Raw genomic sequence first — 24,159 nt, 5'->3', positions numbered from 1 at the left:
GGGCCGTGCGCCTTAGTTAGCGTAGATGTACAGGTAGCCTGCCATCGCGGAGCGGGTGACCGCGTCCGAAGAGGTGGAGCCGGTACCGATACCGTTGGAGGCGGCCCATGCCAGAGCCTGGGACGCGTAGCCGCCCTGAGCCTGTGCCGGGGAGCCAGCCGCACGGTACATGAATTCAGCCATGGTGGACTCGGTGACGGCCTCCAGGGGGCGGAAGTCGCTACCGTTGATGCCCTGCTGGCTCAGCCAGAAAATCTCCTTGTACGCGGGGTGGTTGACCGGAACGTCGCTGAACGGCGAAACAGCCGGTGCGTTCACTGCGGGGCGACCAGCCACGCGGTACAGGTAGGTTGCCAGCTGCGCACGGTTGACCGATGCGTTCGGGCGGAAGGTGCCGTCCGCGAATCCAAGCATGATGCGGTGATCAGAGTTCCAGCTGATCTCGTTGTAGTTCGGGTTCGAGTCGGACAGGTCGCTGTAGCCCAGCGCCGGGGTCTTACCGGCGAAGTCCAGGGAGGATGCCAGGATGTGCGGCAGGTCGTAGTCGTGGTGGCTGAAGCCGTCAATCAGCTTCACGCGGGCATCGGAGAAGCCTGCGCCCAGGTATGCGTTGTAGCCGGACTCGACTGCGCCTCGTGCGCTCCAGGTGACGGGGTTGGTGTTACCAGAGGTGTCCTTCGCGCCAACCCACCAGTACATCGGGGATGCCTTGGTGGTTGCGTCAGCGTCCACGGAGCCGTCCGAGTCGCCGCCAGCGACCATAATGGAGCCGCCGCCGTTACGCCAGGAGGTGTTGTGGTCGGTCAGCTCGTAGGTGATGAACTCAGCGCCACCGGAGTAGCCCATGGTCCACACCTGGGAAGCGTCCAGGTTGTTCTGGCTAACGAAGGACTTCGCGAAGGAGCGGAAGAACTCGCCATTAGCGTCCATCTCTTCCCACCAGGTGATGCCGTCGCCGGATGCGTTGGTGTCCGGGGAGATGACCGGTACGAAGACCATGTTGCGGGCGTTAGCGATCTTGCCCATTGCCGCGAGCATGCCCTCATCGGGGGTGTAGACCTTGGACTCGTCACGCTGCCAGTAGTCACCGTCGAAGTAGAAGACCACGCCAACAGGCTTGGAGTAGTCCAGGTTGTTCGCGTACACGTGGTACTGGGAGGTGGTGCCCGCCGGGGAGGTGTAGCTCTGGTAGGTTGCGGAGCTCATGGTGTGGGCACGCTGGGTGTTCTGCTTCTGCTCAGATTTCTGTTCGGTCTTCTGCTCAGCCTTGGGAGCGGCGGTTGCCTTACCCTTGGTGAGCGAGTTGCTCAGAATCTGCGAGAAGTTGTAGTCGAAGTGGCCCGAGCCATTCAGTACGGTCGCGGAAGCATTGGTGTACCCAGCAGCCAGGTAGGCGTCGTAGCCGCCCTCAACGGCGCCTCGTGCGCTCCAAGTCTGCGGGTAGGTCTCACCGGTACCGTCGTTCGAGTTTGCGTACCAGAACATGGGCTGGGACTTCAGCGCAGCCGAGGGGGTGCCCTCGTCCAGGCCGCCGCCAGCGACCATAATGGAGCCGCCGCCGTTGCGCCAGGTCTGGGGCTTAGTGTTCAGCTCGTAGGTGATGAACTCGGCGCCACCGGAGTAGCCCATGGTCCACACGTTGGAGGAGTCCACGCCGTTAGCCGCGATGAAGGAGGAAGCGAAGGCGCGGAAGAACTCGCCGTTACGCTCCATGTCTTCCCACCAGGTCACGCCAGCGTCGTAACGGTTGGTGTCCGGGGAGATGACGGGCACGAAGAGCATGTTCTGTGCCGCTGCGGATGCTGCCATCTGAGCCAGTTCACCGGAGGGGTCGTAGACCTTGGACTGGTCGTTGCGCCAGTAGTCACCGTCGAAGTAGAAGACCACACCAACAGGCTTGGAGAAGTCCACACCCTCAGCGTAGACGTGGTACTGCGAGGTGGTACCAGCCGGGGAGGTGTACGACAGGAAAGTCTGGTTGGTGCGGGTTGCCGCCACACCGGATGCCGACTGAGCAGCCTGTGCGGTCTGCGCGGGCTGAGCGGCAGGGGTTGCAGCGTTCTGGGTAGCTGCGGGGGTCTGCTGTGCAACCTGTGCCAGGGTGGGCTGAGCGGAAGGCTGAGCCGCCTGGGTAGCCTGCGCAGCCTGTGCGGACTGGAAGGTAGCCGAGGGAGCAGCCTGCTGGGTTGCCTGTGCGGGCTGAGCAGCCTGTGCAGTGTAAGTCTTCTGGATGGGCTGAACCGCGGTCGTTGCGGGAGCCTGCTGCGCCTGCTTTACCTGTTCAGCCTGCTGACGGATCTGCACAGCAACCTGAGAGAGGGTCGGCTGCACGGTGGAGGTGAACAGAGACTTCGGAGCCTGGGTTGCGGTAGCTGCACCGGGGATGTCCTGAACGACGGGTGCAAAAGCGGAAGCGGGTGCTACCAGGGTGCTGCCGAGCACGGAGGGTACAGCGATGGCTGCGAGAGAGCCAGCCTTAACAGTGCGGGGGCGAAGTGCCATGGGGTTGTCCTCGTTGTTGGTGTTTCTGGGGCGTGAACGCCCGTGAGTGGTTGAGTGATAGGTGGTCTATAGGTGAGAAGCCTATAGGCGGTCGGCCTGCGGATGTGACGCCGCACGAGACGCTTCCATCAACCATCCCCGTGTGTGTTGCGGGGATGTCCTCATGTGATGGAGGGGCGCGGTGTGGATCCGGAGAGCTACGCGGCGGACCGCGGTGACCACGTACTCAAAGCTACCAGGTCAAAAAGCCTTTTCCAGCGGTTTTTTGGGGCTATTTTTGGGTATCGAACAAGATTCAATCTTAACTAGAGCTTTTTCTCAACTTCTAGTTAAACTTTAACCACCTTCAAGTAGAGGTTGAATGGGCTATTTTTCCTTGATTTTCCGGGGTTTTTGAGTGTTTTTTGAATAAGTTTCAAAAAACCCTACAATTAACTTGAATGTTTTATATGTGACTACAATCACTTTCAGGGTGAATTGTTGCACTCGAAGCCCAATTTTTACCAAAAACCGCGGAATTCCGGGGCAAAACGGGTGATTTCCAAGCCCGGAATATAGACACCTTTCGCATATTCCACTTTGAGCATGCACTTTAAGGGTAAATTTACGCTTCTACCACTCCCCCAACCAAGCATCCGCTCACACACCTCACCACACCTTCAAGACCCGCTCTAGAGGCCCGCTCAAGATGCTCAAAAACAGCATCCGAAGAGGGTCTAAATACTCTTCAGGGGTCACTCAAAAGTGACCCAACGGTCTACTCGAGAACACCCATTTGAAGCCCCAATGGAAGCCCTGCTGAAGCCCCTTTGGAAGCCCCCCCCCGAAAAAAGCGCCCCAAGGTGCAGCCGACGAACTAGGGGCAAGCGAGCTAAAGAAGAACCCCACGCTCCACCTACAGAGCAAGCGCCATACGAGCAGAGACAGCACGGAAGCAGAGACAGCCTAAAAGCAGGCAGAGCCATAAAAGCGGAAGATATAAAGAAAGCCACCCAGTAAGGCGGCAGAGGGGGCAGGAGAGGCACAGGAAGGCGACAGAAGATGAGTATGCGATAGAGGGGGTGAAGAAGATAGGAAGGCAGGCAGTCGGGAGCCCGAGTTTTGGGGAATAAAAAAACTCCCGATAGCTAAGCTATCGGGAGTTATCCGTTGCGGGGACAGGATTTGAACCTGCGACCTCCGGGTTATGAGCCCGGCGAGCTACCGAACTGCTCCACCCCGCGGCGACTCATACAACTATACAGGACCGAAACCGAGCACGCAAGACAAAATCACGATTTGTAACCAAGCACACAAAAACAGGGGGTGAGGGGCCGGTAATTAGGGCTACGGGGTAGTACCGGGGGCTGTGGGCAGTATCAGGGGTAGAACGTACAGGAACGGGGTGGAAGCAATACGCTTCCACCCCGTTCCGTCAGATTCAGCCAGAGGTAGCCGCTACCGGCTAGCCGCTGTCGAATAACCAACAGGAGCTACGCACGGCGGCGAGCGCCCGAGCCTAGCTTCAGGGCCTAGAGCGAGGAGCTAGACCCGTGGACATCCGATCCGCGAGCATCCGGTATGCGCTACTCCCCCGCCGCCTCAGGCATCCTAGTGAGAAGCCGAGGGGCTTGCGCTGGGCTTAGCGCTAGCCGCTGCGCTCGGAGCCGCAGAGGCACTGGGCGCAGCCGATGCAGAAGCCTTAGCGGACGCCGCGTTCTGCGCCTCCTCAGCCTCTAGAGCCTTCTTCACGGCTGCTTCCAGACGCTTCTGAGCCTCACCGTAGGCAGCCCAGTCGCCCTTCTTCATCGCCGCATCAGCATCGGTCATCGCCTTCGAGGCATCCGTCAGAGCCTGCTTCAGCTCCGAAGACTGCGAAGCCGAAGTACCTCCGGTCGAAGCGCCCGAAGTACCCGAGGAGCCAGAGGCAGACGCAGACGGGCTAGCCGCCGAGCCGTCCAACTTCGCGCCCGAAGAGCCACCAAACACCTGGTTCAGTGCCTCTTCCAGAGTCGGAGCGAAACCGACCTTATCGCCGAAGCTCACCAGCACACGCTGCAGACGCGGGTACTTGGCGTCACCGCTCGACTGCACGTACACCGGCTGAACGTACAGCATGCCGCCGCCCACCGGCAGAGTCAGCATATTGCCGTTAATAACCTCAGACGAACCGCGGCGCAGCAGGTTCAGCTGGTTCGACACCTCAGCATCAGAGTTGAAAATATTCTGAGCCTGACCCGGACCCGGAACCACCGAAGAACGCGGCAACTCCAGCAGACGCAGCTTGCCGTAATCGGGGCTACGCTCGCCGTCCTTACCGGTACCGGCATCACCATTAGCGGCAAGGAAGCCGTACATCACGTTACGAGAGTTCGAATCGCTCTGCTGCGGAATGAACGTCGTCGTCAGCGAGAAGTGCGCACGAGAATCCCCCGGCATCTGCAAGGACAGGTAGTAGGGCGAAATCGGCTGGTTACGATCATTGGTCGGGTCATTCGGAATCGACCAGACATCGTCACCGGCGTAGAAGCTATTCGCGTTCGTCACGTGGTACTTATTCAGCATGGTGCGCTGAATATTGAACATGTCAGTCGGGTAACGCACGTGGCTCATCAGCGAAGCGTTCATCTCACGGTAGCTCTTCACCGTGCCAGGGAAAACACCCTGCCACGCCTTCAGCACCGGATCCTCCTCATCCCACGCGTACAGGGTCACCGAACCGTCGTACGCGTCCACGGTAGCCTTCACCGAGTTACGGATGTAGTTCACCGAGTTAGAACGCTGAGCGCCCGCAGCGGTTGCCGCATCCTGGGAGCTACCCTGCGCGTAGGGGAACTGATCGCTCGTGGTGTAAGCATCCACAATCCACTGCACGCGGTTATTCACAATCGCCGGGTACGGCTTAGAATCCACGCTCAGGTACGGCGCCACCTTACGCACACGATCCAGCGGGTTACGTTCGTACAGAATCTGCGAGCCCTCACGCACCGCATCCGAAAGCAGAATGTCAGAGGACTGGAACTTAATCGCATAGGACAGGCGAGCCAGCAGCGAATCAACGCGAGGACCACCGTAACCGGCGAAAGTGTACTTCGCATCGGAGGTGTTGGTTTCCTCAGCAGAGAGCGGACGGTCAAGCTCCAGGGTGTCGCCCTTACCGCCCACAATCGAATACTCCGGCGAGCTCGTGCCAAAGTAAATACGCGGCTCGTAATCCTCGCTCAGGGTACCGGTCGCCTTAATACCGGACTGCAAGAACTTCGGGTTACCCGCAGAATCCACCTGGTTACCGTACGCGGCAATCACGCCGTAACCGTGCGTGTACACCACGTGGCGGTTATACCAAGAATCGCCGCTCGTCTGCGCCGGGTTCAGCTCACGAGCCGCCAGCACCGTATCCTGCGTGGTGTTACCCACCGAATAGCGGTCCACCGACAGCTGCGAATCAAAACGGTAGTACGGGCGGAACTGCTGCATCTGCGCAAACGCCGAGGACACAACATTCGGATCCAACAGACGGATATTCGCAATGGTCGCGCTCGAAGAGCTCAACGCACCGGCACGGGTATCAATCGTCGCGTCATACGGAGTGGTCTCAATCTTATCCAGACCGTACGCGTAACGGGTCGCATCAATATTGCGCTGAATGAACTTCGACTGAGCACCCTGCTCATTCGGAACCACCTGGAAACGCTGAACAATCCACGGGTACAGGCCGCCAGCAACCACGGCAACAATCACCAGCATCGCGGTGCTAATCAGCGGCAGACGCCAACGATTCATCGAAGCAGCCACCACAAACATGATCGCCACCAGCAAAGCAGAAATCGCCAAAATAGCGTTCACCGGGATTGACGAGTTCACATCCGTGTACATCGCGCCAGCCCAACGGCCCACCTGCTGCTGAGTCGACGAATAGCGGTCCAACCAGAAGCTCACCGCACGAGTCAGCAAAAACACAGCCACCACAATCGCAGCGTGACGGCGGAATGCCGACGTGGTACTCACACCACCGGGCTGAACCTTAATACCGCCGTAGAAGTAGTGCATGAACAGACCCGCGAGCGCCGACAGCACCACAGCGGAGGTCACCAGAGTCACCACCATACGGAAGAACGGCAACGCAAACAGGAAGAAGCCGTAATCCAGACCGAACTCCGGGTCAGTCTTACCGAAGGACTGCTGGTTGAAGAACAGCGCGACGGTGCTCCACTGAGTCATCGTCGCAGAAGCAATGAACAGACCCAACAGCAGCGGAACCACAATCAGCAGAACCTTACGCGCCTTATCCACGCTCTCGTGGTAGCGGCGCATGCTCTCCTCAGCACGCTGCTGACCAAACACGTCACGCAGCATCTGCTCGGCAGCATCCGTGCCGCTCGTCGGCACGCTCTGATTCGGGTTCGGCGCCTCCTGCGGCTTCTTCTCGGACGCCGGCGCCACATCAGCATGACGGACCGCGTAGGACATCGAAGCCCACAGCGGCACAGCAATCACCACGGCAGCCACCACAAACACGGCTGCCTTCAACAAAATCTGGGTAGTGAACACGGTGCTATAACCCAGCTGATCAAACCACAGCCAGTCCGTGTACACCTGGGACGCACCCACAAAAGCAGCGATGAGCACCGCCACCACAGCAATCGTCACCCGCAGGGGGCTACGACGCTTAGGCGTTGACTTCTTCGGCTTGGGATGCGCGGTGTTATTGGTCGACTCAGACACAATTCCTCGCTCATCATACGTTCAGAGAAAATAACTGCCTTTAAGTATCTCAGAGGTACAGCAGAAGGGCAGAACCTCGTAGAAGCTCGGGGCGAAATACAGCAGATAAAAGAGGTAAGGAGGGCGCAGAACAGCCCCGGTACCGTAAAGTACCGGGGCTGACTTCTACGCTATACGGGTGAGAACCTCGCGGAGAGAAACGTTATGTTAGGAACCGCAGCGGGGCAGGGAATCATCCGGGGTGCCGGATTTAATCGCTTCCACCGTCTTCACCGCTTCGTCCAGGGTCGACACCGGCACAACCACCATCGTGCCGCGCACCTGACCGGCGTGATAGTAGTTGAACAGGTCGGGGTCCTGCGCCTGCATCTTCACAATCGAATCGCAGTTCTCCTTAGGCGCCAAGAAGTAGCGCGCACCGTAACGGCCCGTCGCCAAAATCTTGTACTTGATGCCGCCAATTGCGCCGACCTTGCCGTTCGCATCAATCGTTCCGGTACCCGAAATGTAGCTGCGGTACGGGTCGCCTCCGGCGTCCTCATCGGCGAGCAGGGTACCCTCGCTGAGCTTATCGACCGTGCCCAGCGCCAGCATCAGACCGGCACTCGGGCCGCCCACACCGTCCAGGTTGTACTGCACGTGTGCCGGCAGGTCATAGCTTTGCTTCAGGCCAGCGCCCAGAATCCAGCGGCTATCATCACTCGAACGGACCGGGGTCAGCTTAAACGTCTGCTGCTTGCCGCCACGTTCCACGGTCACATCAATCGGCGAACCGTTCGACGCGTTCACAGCCTTCGGAACGTCGGTGAGGGTCTCAATCTGCTTCTCCCCCACCTTCACGATGCGGTCATCACCCTTCAGCACGCTCGCCGCCGGGGAACCCTCCACCGTGGAAAGCACCTGAACCTTCTCAGTCACCGGCATCTTCAGCTGACGCATCGCCGCGACCTTCGCCTGAGTCTGCGAATCAGCCATCTGCGCGCCGGTCGCAGCCGTCGCCTGCTCGTGGCTCACGTGCGGGTACAGGGCATCGGTCGGCACCACGAGGCTGCGGTTACCGTCAAACGCCAACCAGCCGTAGAACGCCTCCGCACCGGACAGCTCCGTGTACGGGCCGCCCGAAACCGACACCGTGGTCATGTTCATCTTGCCGAACGTCTTATAGCTCGGCGCGCCAGAAATCTCAATGACTTCCTTATCCTGGTACGTTCCGAGCACGTCAAAGAGCGGGCCGGGGCCCTCCTTCACATAGGAACTGGGCAGAACAAAAGCACCAGCCAGCAGGGCGCACGTCGCCACAGCGCTCACCGAACGCAGGTTCACGCGGCGCGGGGCAAAACGCGAACGGCGCTTAGCCGCCTTCTCATTACTCTTCACGCTCGCGGCGTTCGGCTGCTGCTCAGCATCAGGGGTGGACTTAGTCATGGTTTCTACAGTACCGGATAAACCTGCTTTTCAACACGCGCGCGGGCACCGTCACCCCGCTAAAAATAGAGCAACCAGGAGGCGTTCATGCTCTGACCCGCACCGCGCTGTGTCAGCACCCGACGGTGACAGCGGCACGAAAAAGCTCCCAAAACCCGACCCCAAAGACAAGCTTGTGTGCCCTCAGCTGATTAAGCCGCTTCCATAGCAGCGGCACGGGAAATTCTCAGCAAAAATCGGTAGGCTGGACAGCGAGCGGGCCAGCTACGCCCACCCCCGGATTACGAAAGGCTTCACATGTCTGAGAACCCCACCGGCGGCGCCTCCAACGAGCGCGACCCCCTCGAAGAATTCATTAAGAAGATGCAGGAGCAGGGCTTCGACCCCTCCGCAGGGGCAACCGGCCAGGGCGGTAAGGGCGCCTCCTCCAACGCGCAGAACCCCTTCGGCGCGCTCTTCGGCGAAGGCGGCCAGAACCCCTTCGGCATCAGCATCGACCCCGAAGACCTGAAGAACATGGGCATGAGCTTCGACCCCGCCATGATGCAGAGCATGTTCGCGCAGGTACAGGCAATGTTCTCCGGCGCGGGCGCATCCGACAGCCCCAGCGGCGTGAACTGGGATAACGTAAAGAACCAGACCCGCCAGATGCTCGCATCCATGGGCGAAGACCCCTCCGTACCCGAAAACCTCAAGCGTGCCGTAGAAGACGCGGCGAACCTCGCCGACCTCTGGCTGGATGCGGTGACCACCGTTGAGCGCCACAACCACCCGGTGCAAGCATGGTCCAAGGCCGAATGGGTTGAGCATTCCTTCGATTCCTGGCGCGAAATGGTCGAGCCGGTCGCAGCCGAAGTCACCCAGTCCATGGTCATGCCCGGCGCACCCGAAGACGTACCCGAAGAGATCTCGCAGATTCTCAACAGCGGCTTCTTGAACAACATTGGTTCCGTGATTTTTGGTGCGCAGATGGCACAGGCACTCGCGCAGCTCGCCGGTGAAGTGTACTCCTCCACCGACGTGGGCTTCCCCCTCGCGCCGGGCTCCTCCGCGCTGCTGCCCAACGGCTACCAGCAGCTCGCTGAGAGCATCGAGGTACCCCCGCAGGAGGTCCTGCTCTACCTTGCCGTGCGTGAATCCGCGCTGATCCGCCTGCACAAGGCAAACCCCTGGCTGCGCGAAGACCTGGTCCAGCTCGTGGCGCGCTACGCCCGCGGCATCCGCGTGGACATGAACCGCATGCAGGACGCCGCATCCCAGGTAGACATGAGCAACCCCGACGCCGTACAGGAAGCATTCGAAGGCGGCATGTTCAGCCCCCAGCGCACCGAAGACCAGGAACTGGCGGTACAGCGCCTGGAGGGTCTGCTCGCCCTCATCGAAGGCTGGGTATCCGTCGTCACCGAGGACGCGACCCGCAACCTGCCCAAGGCACCGCAGCTGACCGAAATCATGGCGCGCCGCCGCATCGACGGCGGCCCCAGCGAGCAGGTCTTCGAGAACCTGGTCGGCCTGGAACTGCGCCCGCGCCTGGTGCGTGAAGCACAGCAGTTCTGGCGCTGGTACGAAGAATCCCACGGCATTGAGGCGCGCGACGGCCTCTGGGACACCCCGGAGACCCTGCCCACCCCCGCCGAGCTGGAAGACTTCACCGCATACGATGCGCGCATGAACGAAATCAGCCTGGACGACGTGGACTTCGACTCGGAGCTGCAGAAGCTGCTGGACGGCGGCTTCGGCAACGCGCCCGAAGAAAAGTAAAGCTGAGCGAAGTAAAGCTGAGCGGCGAAAGTAAATAGCTGACACTCGAGCGGGGGTGGCTTGTGAATGTACAAGTCACCCCCGCTCGAGTGTTTCGTTTGGTTTTTGATTCTTTGATTTTCGGGAAGCGCGTTAGCCGGTTGGATTTTAGCTGGCTGGATTTTAGTCCGCGCTGTTTTCGCCGCGCTCACCCTCAGCACGCGAGCGCCCCAGCGCGTACCCCTCCAGGTAGGCCTGCGCCCGCAGCAACTGCGGGTAACGCGCCTCCAGAGCACGGAACGCCGCCGAATGATTCGGCTGCAGCAGGTGGCAAAGCTCGTGGTGAATCACCGAATCCAGCACGTACTCGGGCACGCCCTGCAGCTCCGAGGAGATGCGAATCTGCGTATTCGCGTAGGTTGCCGAGCCCCAGCGCTGACGCTGGTTGCTCACCCAGCGAATCGACAGCTTCTCGAGCCTGCCCGAGGCAACCAGCTCCGGCAGGTTCTTCTGCGCCAGGTGCAGGGCACGGGAGCGCAGGTACTCGTCCGTGACCGTCAGCTGAGTGGCACGCTCACGGCGGGCGGCACGACGCTGAATGCGCGGCAGCAGGCGGGCAATATGCTCGTCAATCTCTTCGCTCGTACTCGCGGCGGGAATGAGCAGGCGGTAGGCGGGGTTGCCGTGCTCGTCCACGCCGTCACGCTGCATGCTGATGGTGCGGGTGCGGCGCGCCGAGCGGACCAGCTCAATCTGCGGGCGGTCCTCGGTTGCGGGCAGAATTTCACGCTTAAAACGCTGAGCCATAATCTCCTCTTCCCTTCGACGAGCGGCGGGGCTGAGTTGAACGGGGCTGTGCGGCACGGGGCTGACTATACGACGAGCCGGCGCTCTCAGCCCTGCGGCGGCGCTTCGCCGGATCAATATCGTCTAGGAAACGCGAACGCTTCCGCTGACCGCGACCGCCCACGGTGCGGGTCATCGTCCAGGTCAGCCACAGGTACTTGCGGGCGCGCGTAATGCCCACGTACAGCAGGCGGCGTTCCTCATCCACCTCGTCCGGGGTGGTCGCAAAAGTAATGGGCATGAGGCCCTCGTTCAGGCCGCACAGGAACACGGCGTCCCACTCCAGGCCCTTAGCCGCGTGCAGGGAGGCGAGGGTTACGCCGTTGACCTGCGGTGCGTCGTTGAATTCGCTGCGGTGGTTCAGGGTCGCCACGACCTCGTGCATGGTCAAAGGTAGCGGCTCGGGCACGCCCGGGCGCGGGTTCGCGCGGTGCTCCTGAAGCTGCTCTTGGCGGTGATGCGCCATCATGTCCACCATGTGCACCAGGGCGGCGAGGGACTCCCACTTCTGGCGGGTGGCGCCTCCCGAAAGGGGGCCCTCCTCCTTATAGCCGAGGCCGCCGAGTACATCGCGGGTGTAGCGGGTGACGTCCTCGGTACCGTCCGTGGACTTCGCCGAACCGCGCAGGGCAAGCATCGCCTGCTTGACCTCGGGGCGCTCAAAGAAACGCTCCGCGCCGCGCAGCTGGTAGGGAATGTGGGCGGAAGCCAGCGCAGACTCAATCGCCGCCGACTGTGCGTTCGTGCGGAACAGCACCGCAATCTCCGAAGGCGGCACGCCGTCCTTCTCAATCAGGTCGCGGATATCCTCGGCAATGCCTGCCGCCTCCTGCTCATCGTCGGCATAGCCGAACCACTCCACATCCACGCCGGGGCCGCGCTGAGACATCAGCTCCAGCGGCGGCGCCCACGAATGCGGGCTCGAATCCGGATGCGGACGACGCGCCGCCAACAGACGGTTCGCCAACTCCACCACCTGCGAATGGGAACGGTAGTCGCGGGTCAGCTTCACCGTGTGCGCGCCACGGTACCGGCGCGCAAAATCCAGCAGGTAACGGCTGGTCGCGCCGGTAAAAGAGTAAATCGTCTGGGAGGCATCGCCCACCACGCAAATATCGTCGCGGCCGCCCAGCCACACATCCAGCAGACGCTGCTGCAGCGGGGAGACGTCCTGGTACTCGTCCACCACAAAATGGCGGTACTGGTTGCGGACGGTCGCGGCGAGCTTCTCGTCCTCCTCCAGCATGGCGATGGTCAGCAGCAGTACGTCCTCAAAGTCGATGAGGTTACGCTCGTCCTTCAAATCCTCATACGCCTGGAAAATACGCTGCATATTCTGCGGGGTAACCGCCGAGGGTAGCTGCTTCTCGCTCAGGCGCTGCATGATGGTGTCCGGGGTGAGCAGCTGAACTTTCGCCCACTCAATCAGCGACGCCAAATCGCGCAGCAGGGAACGGTCCGTGCTGATACGCAGACGGTTCGCCGCCTCCGTAATGAGCGCTGCCTTATTCTGCACGATGGACGGGAACGTACCGCCCACCACCTGCGGCCAGAAATACGCCAGCTGACGCAGCGCCGCCGAGTGGAAGGTACGCGCCTGCACGCCGTGCGCACCCAGCTGATGCAGGCGGGTGCGCATCTCCTCCGCCGCGCGCAGGGTAAAGGTCAGGGCGAGTACGCGCGGGCCCTGGTAGCGGCCAATCGCAATACCGTAGGCGATGCGGTGCGTAATCGCGCGAGTCTTACCGGTACCCGCACCCGCCAGCACGCGCATGGGGCCGTCCAGCTCGGTAGCGACCGCACGCTGATCCGGGTCAAGCCCGGCAAGAATATCGTCTGCGGAGATCATATGCTGAGGCTGCTGAGGTGTGGCGGTCATAATGCTCCATCAGTAAGGCGGGCGGTACGGGCAGGCGGCAGGCGCTCGCGCGGGCACGTGAACAGAACATGCGGGCGCGCGGAGGCGGTGATAGCCGGTCTTCCATTGTATTCTCCCAGAGTCCACCGGGGCTTCTTAGCCGTCGCTTCTTTCATTCAGGGCGTGAGGCGCTACCTATCTGGGTGCGTGCAGGTAGAAGCATAGATAGAGGCGAGCGCAGAAGCGCAGGCGGAAGCGTTTAGGCTTGTCCGCAAGTATCTTCACCACTTGGCATAAAGATCCCAAAAACTACTAAACGGCACACATTGGTTTGGTAACCTTAACCCGTGACTTTATCTCCCCTTCAGCTAGCAGCCATTGTCTCCGCCGGAGTGCCCGGGATTTACCCCGTCGGCGCCGAACCGGTCCGCGAAGACAGCGACGACTTCGACTCGGCAATCATCGCCGACTCCACCGGTCGCCGCTGGCGAGTGCGCGCCCCGCGCCGCCCCGACGCCAGCATGCGCCTCGAAGCTGAACACCTCATCCTGCAGTCGTTCAGCCCCGGCCTGCGTGCCCGACTGCCCTTCGCCGTACCCACCGTCGCCGGCACCGTACCGTACGCTGGCGGCAACGTGTTCGTGTACACGCACATCCCCGGCACCATCTACGACGTAGACCAGCTGGCTGAGCTGAGCCGCCGCGAAGTTGCGGCGAACCGCCCCTCCCTGGCTTCCATCATCGCCAAGGACATTGCGACCCTGCACGTGATGCCCGAAGACATCATCTACGAGGCTGACCTGCCCTCCTACTCTTCGGAGCAGATTCGCCTGCGCAAGAACGCCGAGCTGGAGCGTGCCGCCGCAACCGGCAAGGTACCCGCCGACCTACTCGCACACTGGCGTACCGTGCTCTCCCCCGGACCCATGTGGCAGTTCCGCCCGCGCGTGGTCCACGGTGACATGGGGGCCGAGAACCTCGTACTGCACGTCACGCCCTCGACGGCGCGCATCGTGGAGGTCACCGGCTGGTCCGATGTGCACGTGGGCGACCCCGCGCAGGACTTCGCCTGGCTGTACTCCTGCCAGGACATTGAGTTCACCGATGAGGCGATTGAGGTGTACCGCCAGCAGATGCCTCAGCTGCCCGACGCCTACCTGGCGCAGCGCGCGAACTTCTACGCGGAGTTCGCGATTGCCCAGTGGCTCACCCACACCGTGGAGGTCGGAGACCGCGACGGCGCAACCCATGCAGTGTCCATGCTGTTGGACATTCAGGATGATCTGCGCGCCTCCGGCGAGCTGCTCGGTCAGGAGGAGGTCGGCCCGCTGGTCGGTCCCGCCGAGTAGCTATTAGGGCAAGTAGCCGCCAGGTTACTGCCAGCCAGGGCGTCACCTGCCGCATAGGTTTTTCAGTTCAGCCTCGCAGTACTGCACTGCGGGGCTGAGCTGTATCCAGGTGAGTATCTGCAGGAGTTAAAGGCATGCGTGGCACCCGACGAAATCAGCTCTACTGAGTGTCTGTCAAACCGGCAGAATGATGCTTATAAGGGCTAGTTGGAGGGGCTTTTGACGGCTTTTTATCAAAATTTCTTTAAGTGTTTTCCGGCACTTTTTGAGCACCGGTTTTGCATTTTTGTGCATGAATGACTCAGATTAAGGCTGAGACTTGAAGGTGCGCTAAAGGTGCCATTCACAATATTTCCCTGGTGCAATTACACCACAAACCCACAAAAACCAACTTTTGGTTTTGAGAGTCCACAGAGCCTCAACTTCACCTTGAACTATGCTCAAAATAGTGCATTTTAGGGTAAAAACTTTGCCCGTAGATTTTTTCAAAAACTCCTGGAATACTTTTGCTGTGCCGCGAGAAAACCAGCGGACACACTCCCCATAGCGCACTGACCAGCGCTGATATCGTGGCAGCGATAAATTGGGGAGACAGATTGGACGGGACCCTGACCGGTCATGTCAGACCCGAGCCGGATTCATGCACCGCGCAACCAATCACCGATGGCAGAAATCTATAGAGTTACTTTCGAGGTTGTGTTTGAGAGTAAAGACGCACGCAAACCCCACGGGGCGCCGGCGGCGCGAGTGAGGCCGCGAGAGCGGCAGTCGTTCGGCGCGATTCTTTCCCGGAGCGTGCGAGGGCACGAAGTACCTCTATAGTTCTTCAGCGGCTGAGGACGCCTCTTACCCTAATGCAGTGGGGTAACGAGGCGTCCTCTGCCGTTAAAAAACCAAACAGCCAGCATCAGAAAATCCGCACAGAAAAGCAGCTCACGAGGCACAAAGCCTACGTGAGCTGCTTTTCTGTATGCGGTTATTGGCTAAAGCTAACGCGCGAGCGCATGCCGGCTAGCACTGCCGCTTAGCCCTGCTATCTAGCCTTTGCGCGCCTCACGAATCACCTTCGCCAGCTGCGCCTCCGTGGGCAGGCCGCCGCGAATCTGGTGATCCCACACCTCCGCAACGCCCTTACCTCCCAGGTACACGAACACGGTGCTGATACGCTCCGGGTCCACGCCCATGATGCGGGAGAACGCGATACGGTACAGGCCCAGCTGGAAGCGTCGAGACTGCATGGTCGACATCTTCGGGCGGGCGCCGCTCTTCCAGTCCACCAGGACCCAGCGTTCGCCGTCCTCGTCCTCGGTGCGGAACACCGCGTCGATTCGGCCGCGCAGGCTTACGCCCTCGATATGGGTTTCGACCGGGTACTCGACCGCCCAGATGCGTTCCTTCCACTCGTCGCTACCCCACTCGCTGTTGGCGAAGCGTTCCCAGAGACGCTGAACGGAGGCGTCCAGCTCGCTCTCGGATTCCTCGTAAGCGTCCTCGAAGGTGAACTCCTCGGACCCCTCCCCCAGCACCTGTTCCTGCAGGTCAGCGGGATTTGCAGACTCAGCGAGCGCACCTGATGCGGCGGAGGCGGAGCCCGGCAGGTCAACGCCCACCGTGTCCTCCGCTTCGGGCGCCTCCAGCGGGTCGGCGGTCGGCGCGACACCGAAGTGCTCCTCAATCAGGGCGTGCACCGCCGTACCAATCGTTGCCGCACGCGAGGGGCGCTGCGGCACCGGGCGCATCAGCTGATGCACCGTGCCCTGCGGGTCCTCGCTCAGGCGAATGAACGTGGAGGCGGACAGGTGCCCCGGCAGCTGCTCGGTCAGCACCGGGTCGGTCTGGCCCATCATGAGCAGCAGCAGGTCGGCTTCGCGTTCCCAGTCCACCGCCTGCTGGCGCAGCGATTCGGGAATGGCGGACTCGCCGTGTGTAGCAGACGCGGCGGGTGCAGGGTGATTTGCACTCTCCCCCGCTACCTCCGCGCCCTGGTGCGGGTCACCCTCACCGACAGCAAGCTCCACCGCCAGGGCGGCACGCTCCACCGCCTCACGACGGCTCGAGGAGTTAATCGCAATCTCACGCTCCAGTTGCTCATGCTGGCCGCGACGAAGCACCGCCTCCGTGCCCCGGTTGAGGGCATCGTCAGAAGCCCAACGCCAAATCACGGGGCGCTCCAGCGGATCAAAAGGCCACATGGCGGTCAGCACCGCGCCCAGGTTCGGGTTCCTGTCCTCGTAGTTCTTCTGCGCGAACTGGCCGCGCACCTCAATCGGCAGTGCCGCCGCCACCGTGGGCGAGTAACCGGGCTCGAGCGGTTGCGTTTCACGCCATTTCTCACGCTCGGTGGCATCAATAATCCACTCGGGCACCGGCAGGTTCAGGCGGGAGCAGTTCTCCGCCACCGTGCGGGCGCGGGTATGAGGAGCCGCCAGCTGCCAATCCTGCGCGAGGGCGGGAGCCATCGCCTCAACCAGCGCCCAGGCGTAGCGTTGCACCTGCTCGACGTAGGTTGCCTGGGCGGCCGCGCGCGCCTCCGCCTGCTCGGGAGTGAGCTCGTCGGCGTCGAGGGGGTAGCGTTCCAGCTCCTCCAGCAGTGCCGCCTCATCGGGTACGGGCGGCAGGTTTGAGGGGTCCACGACCGTACCGTGCACCAGGGTGACCGGCTCGGTCAGGCGGTACTTCGACTCAGCCAGCTGCTCAGCCCAGCAGCGCACATGGTTCAGGTGCACCTTTTTGCGCTTGTCCGCGGGGTTCGGCATCGTGTAGGACAGGCCCATGCCCACCAGCTGCGGTGCCGCCCAGGGTTCGTCTATCGTCTCCTGGAAACGCACAGAAGGCGCGTCTAGACCTACGAGCGGATTGAAGAGCATCTCCAGCAGCTCCTCCCAGAAGGGCTGCACGGGCTGCGGCGACACAGAGGTGCTCTTCCACCGGTAGGCGCTCATCGCCAGCAGGTTACGGGCACGGGTCATCGCCACGTACATGAGGCGGCGGTCCTCCAAACCGGCATGCTCGGCGGCGTCGTCCTTATGCGTGGCAAGGTAGTCTTCCAGGTCCTTCGCCTTCTCAAAGGCGGTAATCTCCTCCGCCGTCTCAAGGACCGACGGAAGGTACTCGCGGTCACCACGCAGCGGCCAGGGCAGAGCCGTATTAGCCGACATCTGCCACAGGTTCGGGGTCTGCCCACCGGTCGCGCTACCGCACAGACCCGGCAGAAGTACATGATCCCACTCCAGGCCCTTCGCGGCGTGCATGGTCATCAGCTGCACCGCATTCGGGTCGGGCTCCACGGCACCCAGCGCCAGGCCTTTCTCCTCATCATCGGCACGCTCAAGCCACGCCAAAAAGCCCATCACGTAGCTCACGCCGCCCGAAGACAGCAGGAAGCGGCGCGCGCCCGGGTCGCTTTCCTCCGCGCTCACGCCGTCAGAGCCGGCGTAAATCATCGCGTTAATACGCGGCGCAGACATGCCGTAGGCGGCGGCCACCTCATGGAAAGCGTCCAGGTTCGCGCGCGAACCCAGCGGGTCGGTACCCGGGCGGACCGCCAGCTCAATATCGAGTAGCATGGTGCGCTCAATCTCGTACAGCAGCGTGCCCAAATCCTCACTCAAACCGGCACGCAGCACGCGCATCTGCTCGGCGAAAGCACGCAGACGCTCCAGCGCCGCCGGGGAGAAGCGGCGGCCACGGTACTGCTCGCCGTAGAGGGGTTCGCCGTCCGGTCCGTCCTGCGGCAGGTTCTCCACCGCCTCGATCAGGGAGGCGTAGCCGGAGGAGTCCTCCACCGCGCCCTTGAGGGTCTCGTCCAGGCGTTCCTGGGCGGCGCGCAGGTGCTCTGCTTCCAAGCGGATATCTTCGGCGTTGTCAGCGTCTTCGGCCTCCGCGAGCATGCGCAACGCCATCTGCTCGCGCAGGGCACGCTCACGCTCACGCACCAGCGACTGCGCCCAATCACCCAGCGCCAACATATCCGCCGCACCCAAACGCCAACGCGCACCCGTCAGCAGGCGCGCCAGGGCATCCGAACGGTTCGGATCAGCCAGCACACGCAGCGCCGACACCAAATCCACAACCTCCGGTTGCGAAAGCAGACCGCCCAGGCCCACCTGCTGCACCGGAATACCTAGGCGCTCGCACTCCACACGAATCGGGTCCAGCTGACCGTGCACACGCGCCAACACCGCAATCTCGGGCATCTTCAGGCGCGGACGCACCGAACCGTCACCGGAACGATGCGCCGCGTAGGCGCGCTCATACTCGCGCACCGCCTGCGCGCGCATCGCCGCAATGCGCTCGGCAATCGCCACAGCCTCCTCGCGGTCAGAGTCGTGGTAGGTCAAATCCACGCGGCCCACCATGCCCGCGGCAGCCTGCTCAAAGGCGGGCGAACCAGGCTCCCCCACCAGGGCGCAGCGCGGGCGCAGGTCAGGCACCTGAGCGGCAGTAATATCGCCGTCAGCGGCACGCACCCACTCGGGCACTTCCTTCAGCTTCTCCGCCACGTGGTTTGCCGCGTTCAACACCGAAATATCGTTACGCCACGCAATGGACAAAAACAGAGGCTGCGCGTGCTCGGTCGGGAAATGACGGTAGAAGCTGAACATCTGACCGTCCGAAGCGCCACGGAAACCGTAAATCGACTGCTTCGGGTCACCCACAGCCATCACCGGATGCGCAGGAATACCCGCCGCCTCATCGGCACCGTAAATCGAGGAGAACAGGCTCATCTGCGCGTGCGAAGTGTCCTGAAACTCATCCAGCAGAACCACCTTAAAGCGGGCGCGCTCACCCTCGCGAATCGCCGGGTCAGCCTCCGCAATGCGGGCAGCAAAACGCATCAGGTCACCGAAATCCAACACCTGCATGCGCGCCTTCACGCGGGCGTAGCTCATCGCCATACGCGCGTACACTCGGCGGTTACGCAGCAGACGCTGAACCTTCTGAATGTCCCTCTCGGTCTTCGTCGCACGGCGCGGATCGGGCACCGCCGCGTACGCCGCCAACTGCTCGGTGCAGAAGTCAATAACCTCCTGCGGCTCAACCAGGTGCTCCGCACACTCGTCAGAGAGCTGCAGCAGCTGGTTAATCATGGTCGCCGCAGACACCGGCACGTCGTCCTTGTCGAGGGGCAGCTCCCCCTCCCAGTACTGCACAATCTGCGCGGCAAGCTGCCACTTCTGCGCGTCGCCAAGCATCTGCGCGTCCTGTTCCACGCCCAGGCGCAGACCGTACTCCTTGACGAGGTTATTCGCGTAGGAGTGGTAGGTGAGCACGGTCGGGTCAGCGACGCCCTCACGCAGCTCCTCGTCGGTCGGGGCGATGCGGCGGCTACGGCGTAGCGTGTTCAAACCGGCGCGCATGCGGCTGCGCAGCTCGGTTGCCGCCTTGCGGGTGAAGGTCACGCCGAGCACCTCTTCGGGGCGCACAAAACCGTTGTCGACCAGCCAAATCACGCGGTCGACCATGGTCGCGGTCTTACCCGAACCGGCGCCCGCAATGACGAGGGTCGGGGCGGGGCCCGCCTCAATCATGCGGATCTGCTCGGGGGTCGGTTTCTTACCGTCGGCGCCGTTGAGCATCTCGGCAATATCGAGGGCGCTACGGTAGCCCGCGGGCTTCAGCTCGGGGTTGTTCGCGGTAGCTTCTGCGGAGAAGAGCGCGCCGTTGGGTAGCTGCCAGCTATTGTGCTCGCACCACTGGGCGGGGGTGAGCATGCCGGAAGCCGCGCCGGTGCCAGGACCAGAGTGAGCGCCGGAGTTAGTAGCGCCGTATGCGCCAGAGTCAGTCATGTTTCCTCTTCCTCATGGGTCATTCGCATGGGAGGTTCAGGATGAGTGATATCGAAAGAACAGGGGGTACTAGGGCTGAGTCACCTGACGGCCGCGCGTACAAATCGGGCAAATCTCCGGCAGGCGGCACCCATAGCCGCCCTCACGGTGACGAGCCTGCACCTGCGCGCCAGCAATCAGCTCCGCGGCGTGCTGCACCAGCTCAGCTGCCCAGGAATCGTGCTCCGTCAGGGCGGGCTGAACCTGTAGGCGAGTCTTGCTCTCGTCGTTCACGCCCGAAGCGCCCAGCTGCACGAGCGCCGCGCCTCCGGAACGACCCGTGTAGCCGGTGTACTCCAGCTCCTGAGGGCGGGCATCCGGTAGCGGTTCACCCGCCTCCAGGGCGGCGGCCTCGGCACGGTAGCGTTCCTCCAGCTGCTCGCCCGCGCCAGCCTCCACCGCGATTTGGTAGGCGGCAAGCTGCGGATGGGTTTCCATGGTTTTACCGTCTGGCTTGGACTTGCCGGTTTTCAGGTCAACAATGGCGTAGCGGCGGGTGCCGTCCTCAGCCGGGGCGGTACCCTCGAGGCGGTCCACACGGCCGGTGAGCAGCGCATCCAGCTCACCGACTTCACCGGCGGGGTCGAAGGGCACCGGCACACGCACCGCGAAGGAGCCTTCAACACCGAGGTTCTGCCAACCGGCATCGCCCATGTGCTGACGGTAGTAGTAGCTCAGGCGCAGAATCATGCGCTTGGCGCGCTCGTAGAGGGCGTAGGATTCCCAGGGCACGCGCTCGCGGTACTCTTCGTCGGTTTCGTCGTCCTTGCGGGCGGGCACGCCGAGGGAGCTAATGCGCTCGTCGAGGGCGGTTTGGAGCTCTTCGAGGGTGCCGGTCGGGTACTCCTCGGCGATGGCGTGCACGAGCGTGCCGAGGGAGCGGGACAGGTCCGTCTGTGCTTCGGCACGGGCGGCGGAAACCAACCAGTCCAGCGGGGAGCTGTGAATGGTTTCCAGGCGCGAGGGCGAAAGCGCAATGGTGCGGCGGCTAGGCTTTTCGGTCTGTTCTTCGCCGTTTTCGCCGTTGTTTTCGCCCGGCTCGGCGTTGTCTGCCGGACGGTGCGCAAAGAGCAACTCCGTGCTAGACAGCGGCAGCAGACCCCACCACTCGTCGGGTGCGGCGCCGGGCGCCTGGGCGTTCGCCAGGCGCGCCAGGGTGCGGGAGGCGGCATCGAGTCGGTAGGCGGACGCCTCCGGGGTGAGGGCGTCCTCGTCCGGCGCGTTTCCAGCCTGCGCGCCCTCTTGCCCACCGTCCTGAGCGTCTTCGGCACGCATCGTGTTCAGCGACTCCTCAACGAGGGTGCGGCGAAGCTCCGCCACCAGGGAACGCAGGGTCGCGGGGCGGCGCACGCGGGTAATCGGCACGTCCGTGGAGTCGCCGACAGCGTCCGTGGGTAGCACGAAGTCGAAGAACTCGCCGGGTGCCTCATCGTCGTTACGCACGGCGGTGAGCACGAGGCGGGTGCTGGCTCGGGTGGCGGCGACGGCGAACATGCGTAGCTCGTCGTGGCGGGTGTCGCGCACGCGTTCGGGGTAGCTGCGGATGCGCGCGGGCGGCACCTGTTCTTCCCCAGCCTGATGCTGGGCGCGCTGGCGGATGCGCGCATCGCACAGGTCCACGAGGTCGCCGGTAGCCAGCAGGGAGCCGCGCACGGTGGTGTTGGGCCAGGTGCCTTCCTGCAGACCGCATACATATACGGTGCGCCAGGATTGGCCGGCGGCGAGCGCGGGGGTGAGAATTTCGACCGCGTCTTGGCGTACGCCGCGGGCGGCGAGGGTGTCCATGGGCAGGTCCTGCGCGTCGATGAAGTCGAGGAATTGTTCGGCGCCGGCGCCGCGCATCTGCTCGTCGAATCGGTCGGCGGCTTCGAAGAGGCCGATCATGGCGTCGAGGTTGCGGTGGGCTGCGTCTGCGTCGGGGCCTGCGTTGCGGGTCTGGGCGACCCAGACCTTTTCGAGGCCGCTGGCTTCCCAGAGTGCCCAGAGCACTTCGGTGCTGGTGGATTCGGGGCGGGCGAGTGCCTTGCGTCCCGCGGAGAGCACGGCTGCGATGCGGTGCACGGCGCGTCCTACGCCCTCTTCGGGGAGGGTTTCGGGGTGTAGCAGGGCGCCGAGGAGCAGGTCGTCGCTGGGGCGGTGGCCGCCGCTTTGCAGTTCGATGGATCGTAGCTGCTGACGGAGTCGTCGCACGTCCATGCTGGATGCGCCACCGAGCCGGGAGGTGAGCAGGGTGATGGCGCTCTGCGCGCCACCGAGGGGGTTGGCGCGGCTTTCCTCGGCGATGACGTCGTCGAGGCTTCGACGCATGAGCTCTTCAGCTTCGGCGGCGCTGAGGGCCTCATACCCGGGTCGCTCCCTCGCCTCCGTACCTTCTCCAGCGGGCATGTGCACGGCGGGGTTCAGCGCCTTCTCGCCACGCTTGCGGGCGTAGACGAGCAGACTGAGCGCGTCGAGGAAGGGGCGCACGGCGGGCTCGTCACGCACCGGCACGAGCGCCGCGGAGGTGCGCGACGGAATGCCGTTCGAGGAGAGCACGCGGCGGATGCGCGCCACGTCCGCACCGTTACGCACGATGATGGCGGACTCGCGGTAGGGGTGGTTGCCGTAGATGCGTTCTTCGAGCAGCATTTGGGCGATGAGGTTCGCCTCGTCCTGGGAGCTGGCGAGCGCATACTTATACACACCGGCGGGTGCGGTGCGGTAGTGTGCGGGGTCGAGGATTTTGCCGTCGGCGCCCAGGTGCAGTAGCGGTTCGTCGGTGGCGCCCCAGGTGAGGGCTTCGTCGGCGGGGGTGGTGTTGATGCGTCCAAAGGTTGCGGGCGCGCCGGTCTTTACGCCATCCTTCGCGCCCTCCTGCTCTGCGGTGAGCGGCACGAACCGGGTGTAGCGCGGCAGGCGGCGGCGAATATCCGCCACGAGCGGCATCATGAGTGCGGGCAGGCGGTACGAGGTGGTGAGCGTGCGGGTGCGCATGCTGGGGAAGCTTGCCTGCAGGGTGGTGACGAGGTCTGGGCGGGCGCCTCGGAAGCCCTGGACCACGGCTTCGTCGCTGTAGGTCATGACAACCTGGGGGCCTTCAGCGAAGAGGTCGGGGTGGGTTTCGGTCAGGTGCGCGGCGTCTGTGGGCGGTTCTTCTGCGGCGATGAGGCGTAGCAGTCGGTAGATGGAGGGGCTGAGTTCCTGCACGTCGTCGATAAGGATCAGGTCGTAGCGGCGGCGTTCTTCGGCGAGGAATTCGGGGGCGCGCAGTAGCAGCCGGCAGGCGTCGTTGATGAGTACTGCCGGGTCGTAGGCGTTTTTGGCGCGGAGGGCTCGCACGGCGCGGTATTCGGTGTGAAGCTGTGCGAGGGCGTGCCAGGCGGGCTGGTTGTGTTCGTTGGCGAGGCGGTGTACGTCGTCGGCGGTGAGGTCGTATTCTGCCATGCGGTCGAAGAAGTCGCGGATTTCGTGGCGGAAGCCGCGGGTGGGTAGGGCGTCGCGGAGGACGTCGGGCCAGGTGGGGCCGGGTGCGATGCCGGCGGCGTGGTTGGCGAGTAGTTCGCCGATGATGACGTCTTGTTCGGGGCCGGAGAGGAGTTTGAGGTTGCCTTCTACGCCGCTGAGCAGCCCGCGGGTTTGGGCTCGTTTGAGCAGGTCGAAGGCGTATGCGGCCCAGGCGCGGGTGGGTGCTACGGAGAGGCTGCGGTCGCTGGAGGCGGCGATGGTGTCTCGCATGCGGGTTGCGGCGGTGCGGGTGGGTGCGAGGATGAGTAGCCGGGCGGGGTCGTTCCCGTCGGCGAGGTAGCGCAGGGCGCGTTCGGTGAGGTGGTGGGTTTTACCGGTTCCGGGGATGCCGGTGAGAAGTTGGGTTGTCATGGTTTCAGTCTATCGGGTGGGCGGCGGGTACGCCCCGCCGCCCGTCATATTT

9 protein-coding genes and 1 tRNA gene are annotated in these 24,159 nt (G+C 62.9%); 2 read left to right on the top strand and 8 right to left on the bottom strand.

Features of this window, described 5'->3' with window-relative positions; genetic code table 11:
- Positions 1-12 precede the first annotated feature (12 nt).
- The 4 genes from QZ540_RS03350 to QZ540_RS03335 all read right to left on the bottom strand — a co-directional run bounded on the left by QZ540_RS03350 (position 13) and on the right by QZ540_RS03335 (position 8,631).
- On the bottom strand, positions 13-2,502 hold the full coding sequence (locus QZ540_RS03350; RefSeq protein ID WP_294627743.1) for an S-layer homology domain-containing protein: 2,490 nt from the start codon (positions 2,500-2,502) through the stop codon (positions 13-15).
- Positions 2,503-3,651: 1,149 nt separating this feature from the next.
- Positions 3,652-3,725, bottom strand: a tRNA-Met gene (locus QZ540_RS03345).
- 367 nt (positions 3,726-4,092) lie between these two features.
- Positions 4,093-7,206 carry a UPF0182 family protein gene (locus QZ540_RS03340; RefSeq protein ID WP_294627741.1) on the bottom strand — a complete coding sequence of 1,038 codons (3,114 nt, stop codon included), beginning with the start codon at positions 7,204-7,206 and terminating at the stop codon, positions 4,093-4,095.
- A 207-nt stretch (positions 7,207-7,413) separates the two neighbouring features.
- On the bottom strand, positions 7,414-8,631 hold the full coding sequence (locus QZ540_RS03335) for a PDZ domain-containing protein (protein ID WP_294627740.1): 1,218 nt from the start codon (positions 8,629-8,631) through the stop codon (positions 7,414-7,416).
- Between the two features lie 297 nt (positions 8,632-8,928).
- On the opposite strand from QZ540_RS03335, the gene QZ540_RS03330 reads away from it, so the two are divergent.
- Complete coding sequence (locus tag QZ540_RS03330; protein WP_294627738.1) at positions 8,929-10,392, top strand: zinc-dependent metalloprotease; 1,464 nt, start codon at positions 8,929-8,931, stop codon at positions 10,390-10,392.
- Between the two features lie 162 nt (positions 10,393-10,554).
- Here QZ540_RS03330 and QZ540_RS03325 read toward each other — a convergent pair whose 3' ends face one another.
- Entirely contained in the window at positions 10,555-11,178 is a 624-nt protein-coding gene (locus QZ540_RS03325) for a M48 family metallopeptidase (protein ID WP_294627736.1), read from the bottom strand.
- On the bottom strand, positions 11,162-13,096 hold the full coding sequence (locus QZ540_RS03320; RefSeq protein ID WP_294627734.1) for an ATP-dependent helicase: 1,935 nt from the start codon (positions 13,094-13,096) through the stop codon (positions 11,162-11,164). Before QZ540_RS03320 ends, QZ540_RS03325 begins: the two co-directional genes overlap by 17 nt.
- Positions 13,097-13,422: 326 nt before the next feature.
- Here QZ540_RS03320 and QZ540_RS03315 point away from each other — a divergent pair, with 326 nt between their 5' ends.
- Positions 13,423-14,424 carry a phosphotransferase gene (locus QZ540_RS03315; protein ID WP_070685359.1) on the top strand — a complete coding sequence of 334 codons (1,002 nt, stop codon included), beginning with the start codon at positions 13,423-13,425 and terminating at the stop codon, positions 14,422-14,424.
- A gap of 1,037 nt (positions 14,425-15,461) precedes the next feature.
- Here the strand turns inward: QZ540_RS03315 and QZ540_RS03310 are convergent.
- Positions 15,462-20,213, bottom strand: a complete 4,752-nt coding sequence (locus tag QZ540_RS03310) for an ATP-dependent DNA helicase (protein WP_294627730.1) — start codon at positions 20,211-20,213, stop codon at positions 15,462-15,464.
- A gap of 69 nt (positions 20,214-20,282) precedes the next feature.
- The gene (locus QZ540_RS03305; protein WP_294627728.1) at positions 20,283-24,107 is read right to left on the bottom strand and encodes a UrvD/REP family ATP-dependent DNA helicase; all 3,825 of its coding nucleotides are present in this window, start codon (positions 24,105-24,107) and stop codon (positions 20,283-20,285) included.
- Positions 24,108-24,159 lie beyond the last annotated feature (52 nt).

The sequence above is a fragment of the uncultured Rothia sp. genome, assembly GCF_916049665.1.
Classification (GTDB): Bacteria; Actinomycetota; Actinomycetes; order Actinomycetales; family Micrococcaceae; genus Rothia.
Note: the sequence above shows the minus strand (reverse complement) of the source record. Positions and strands in the feature narration are given on the sequence as shown.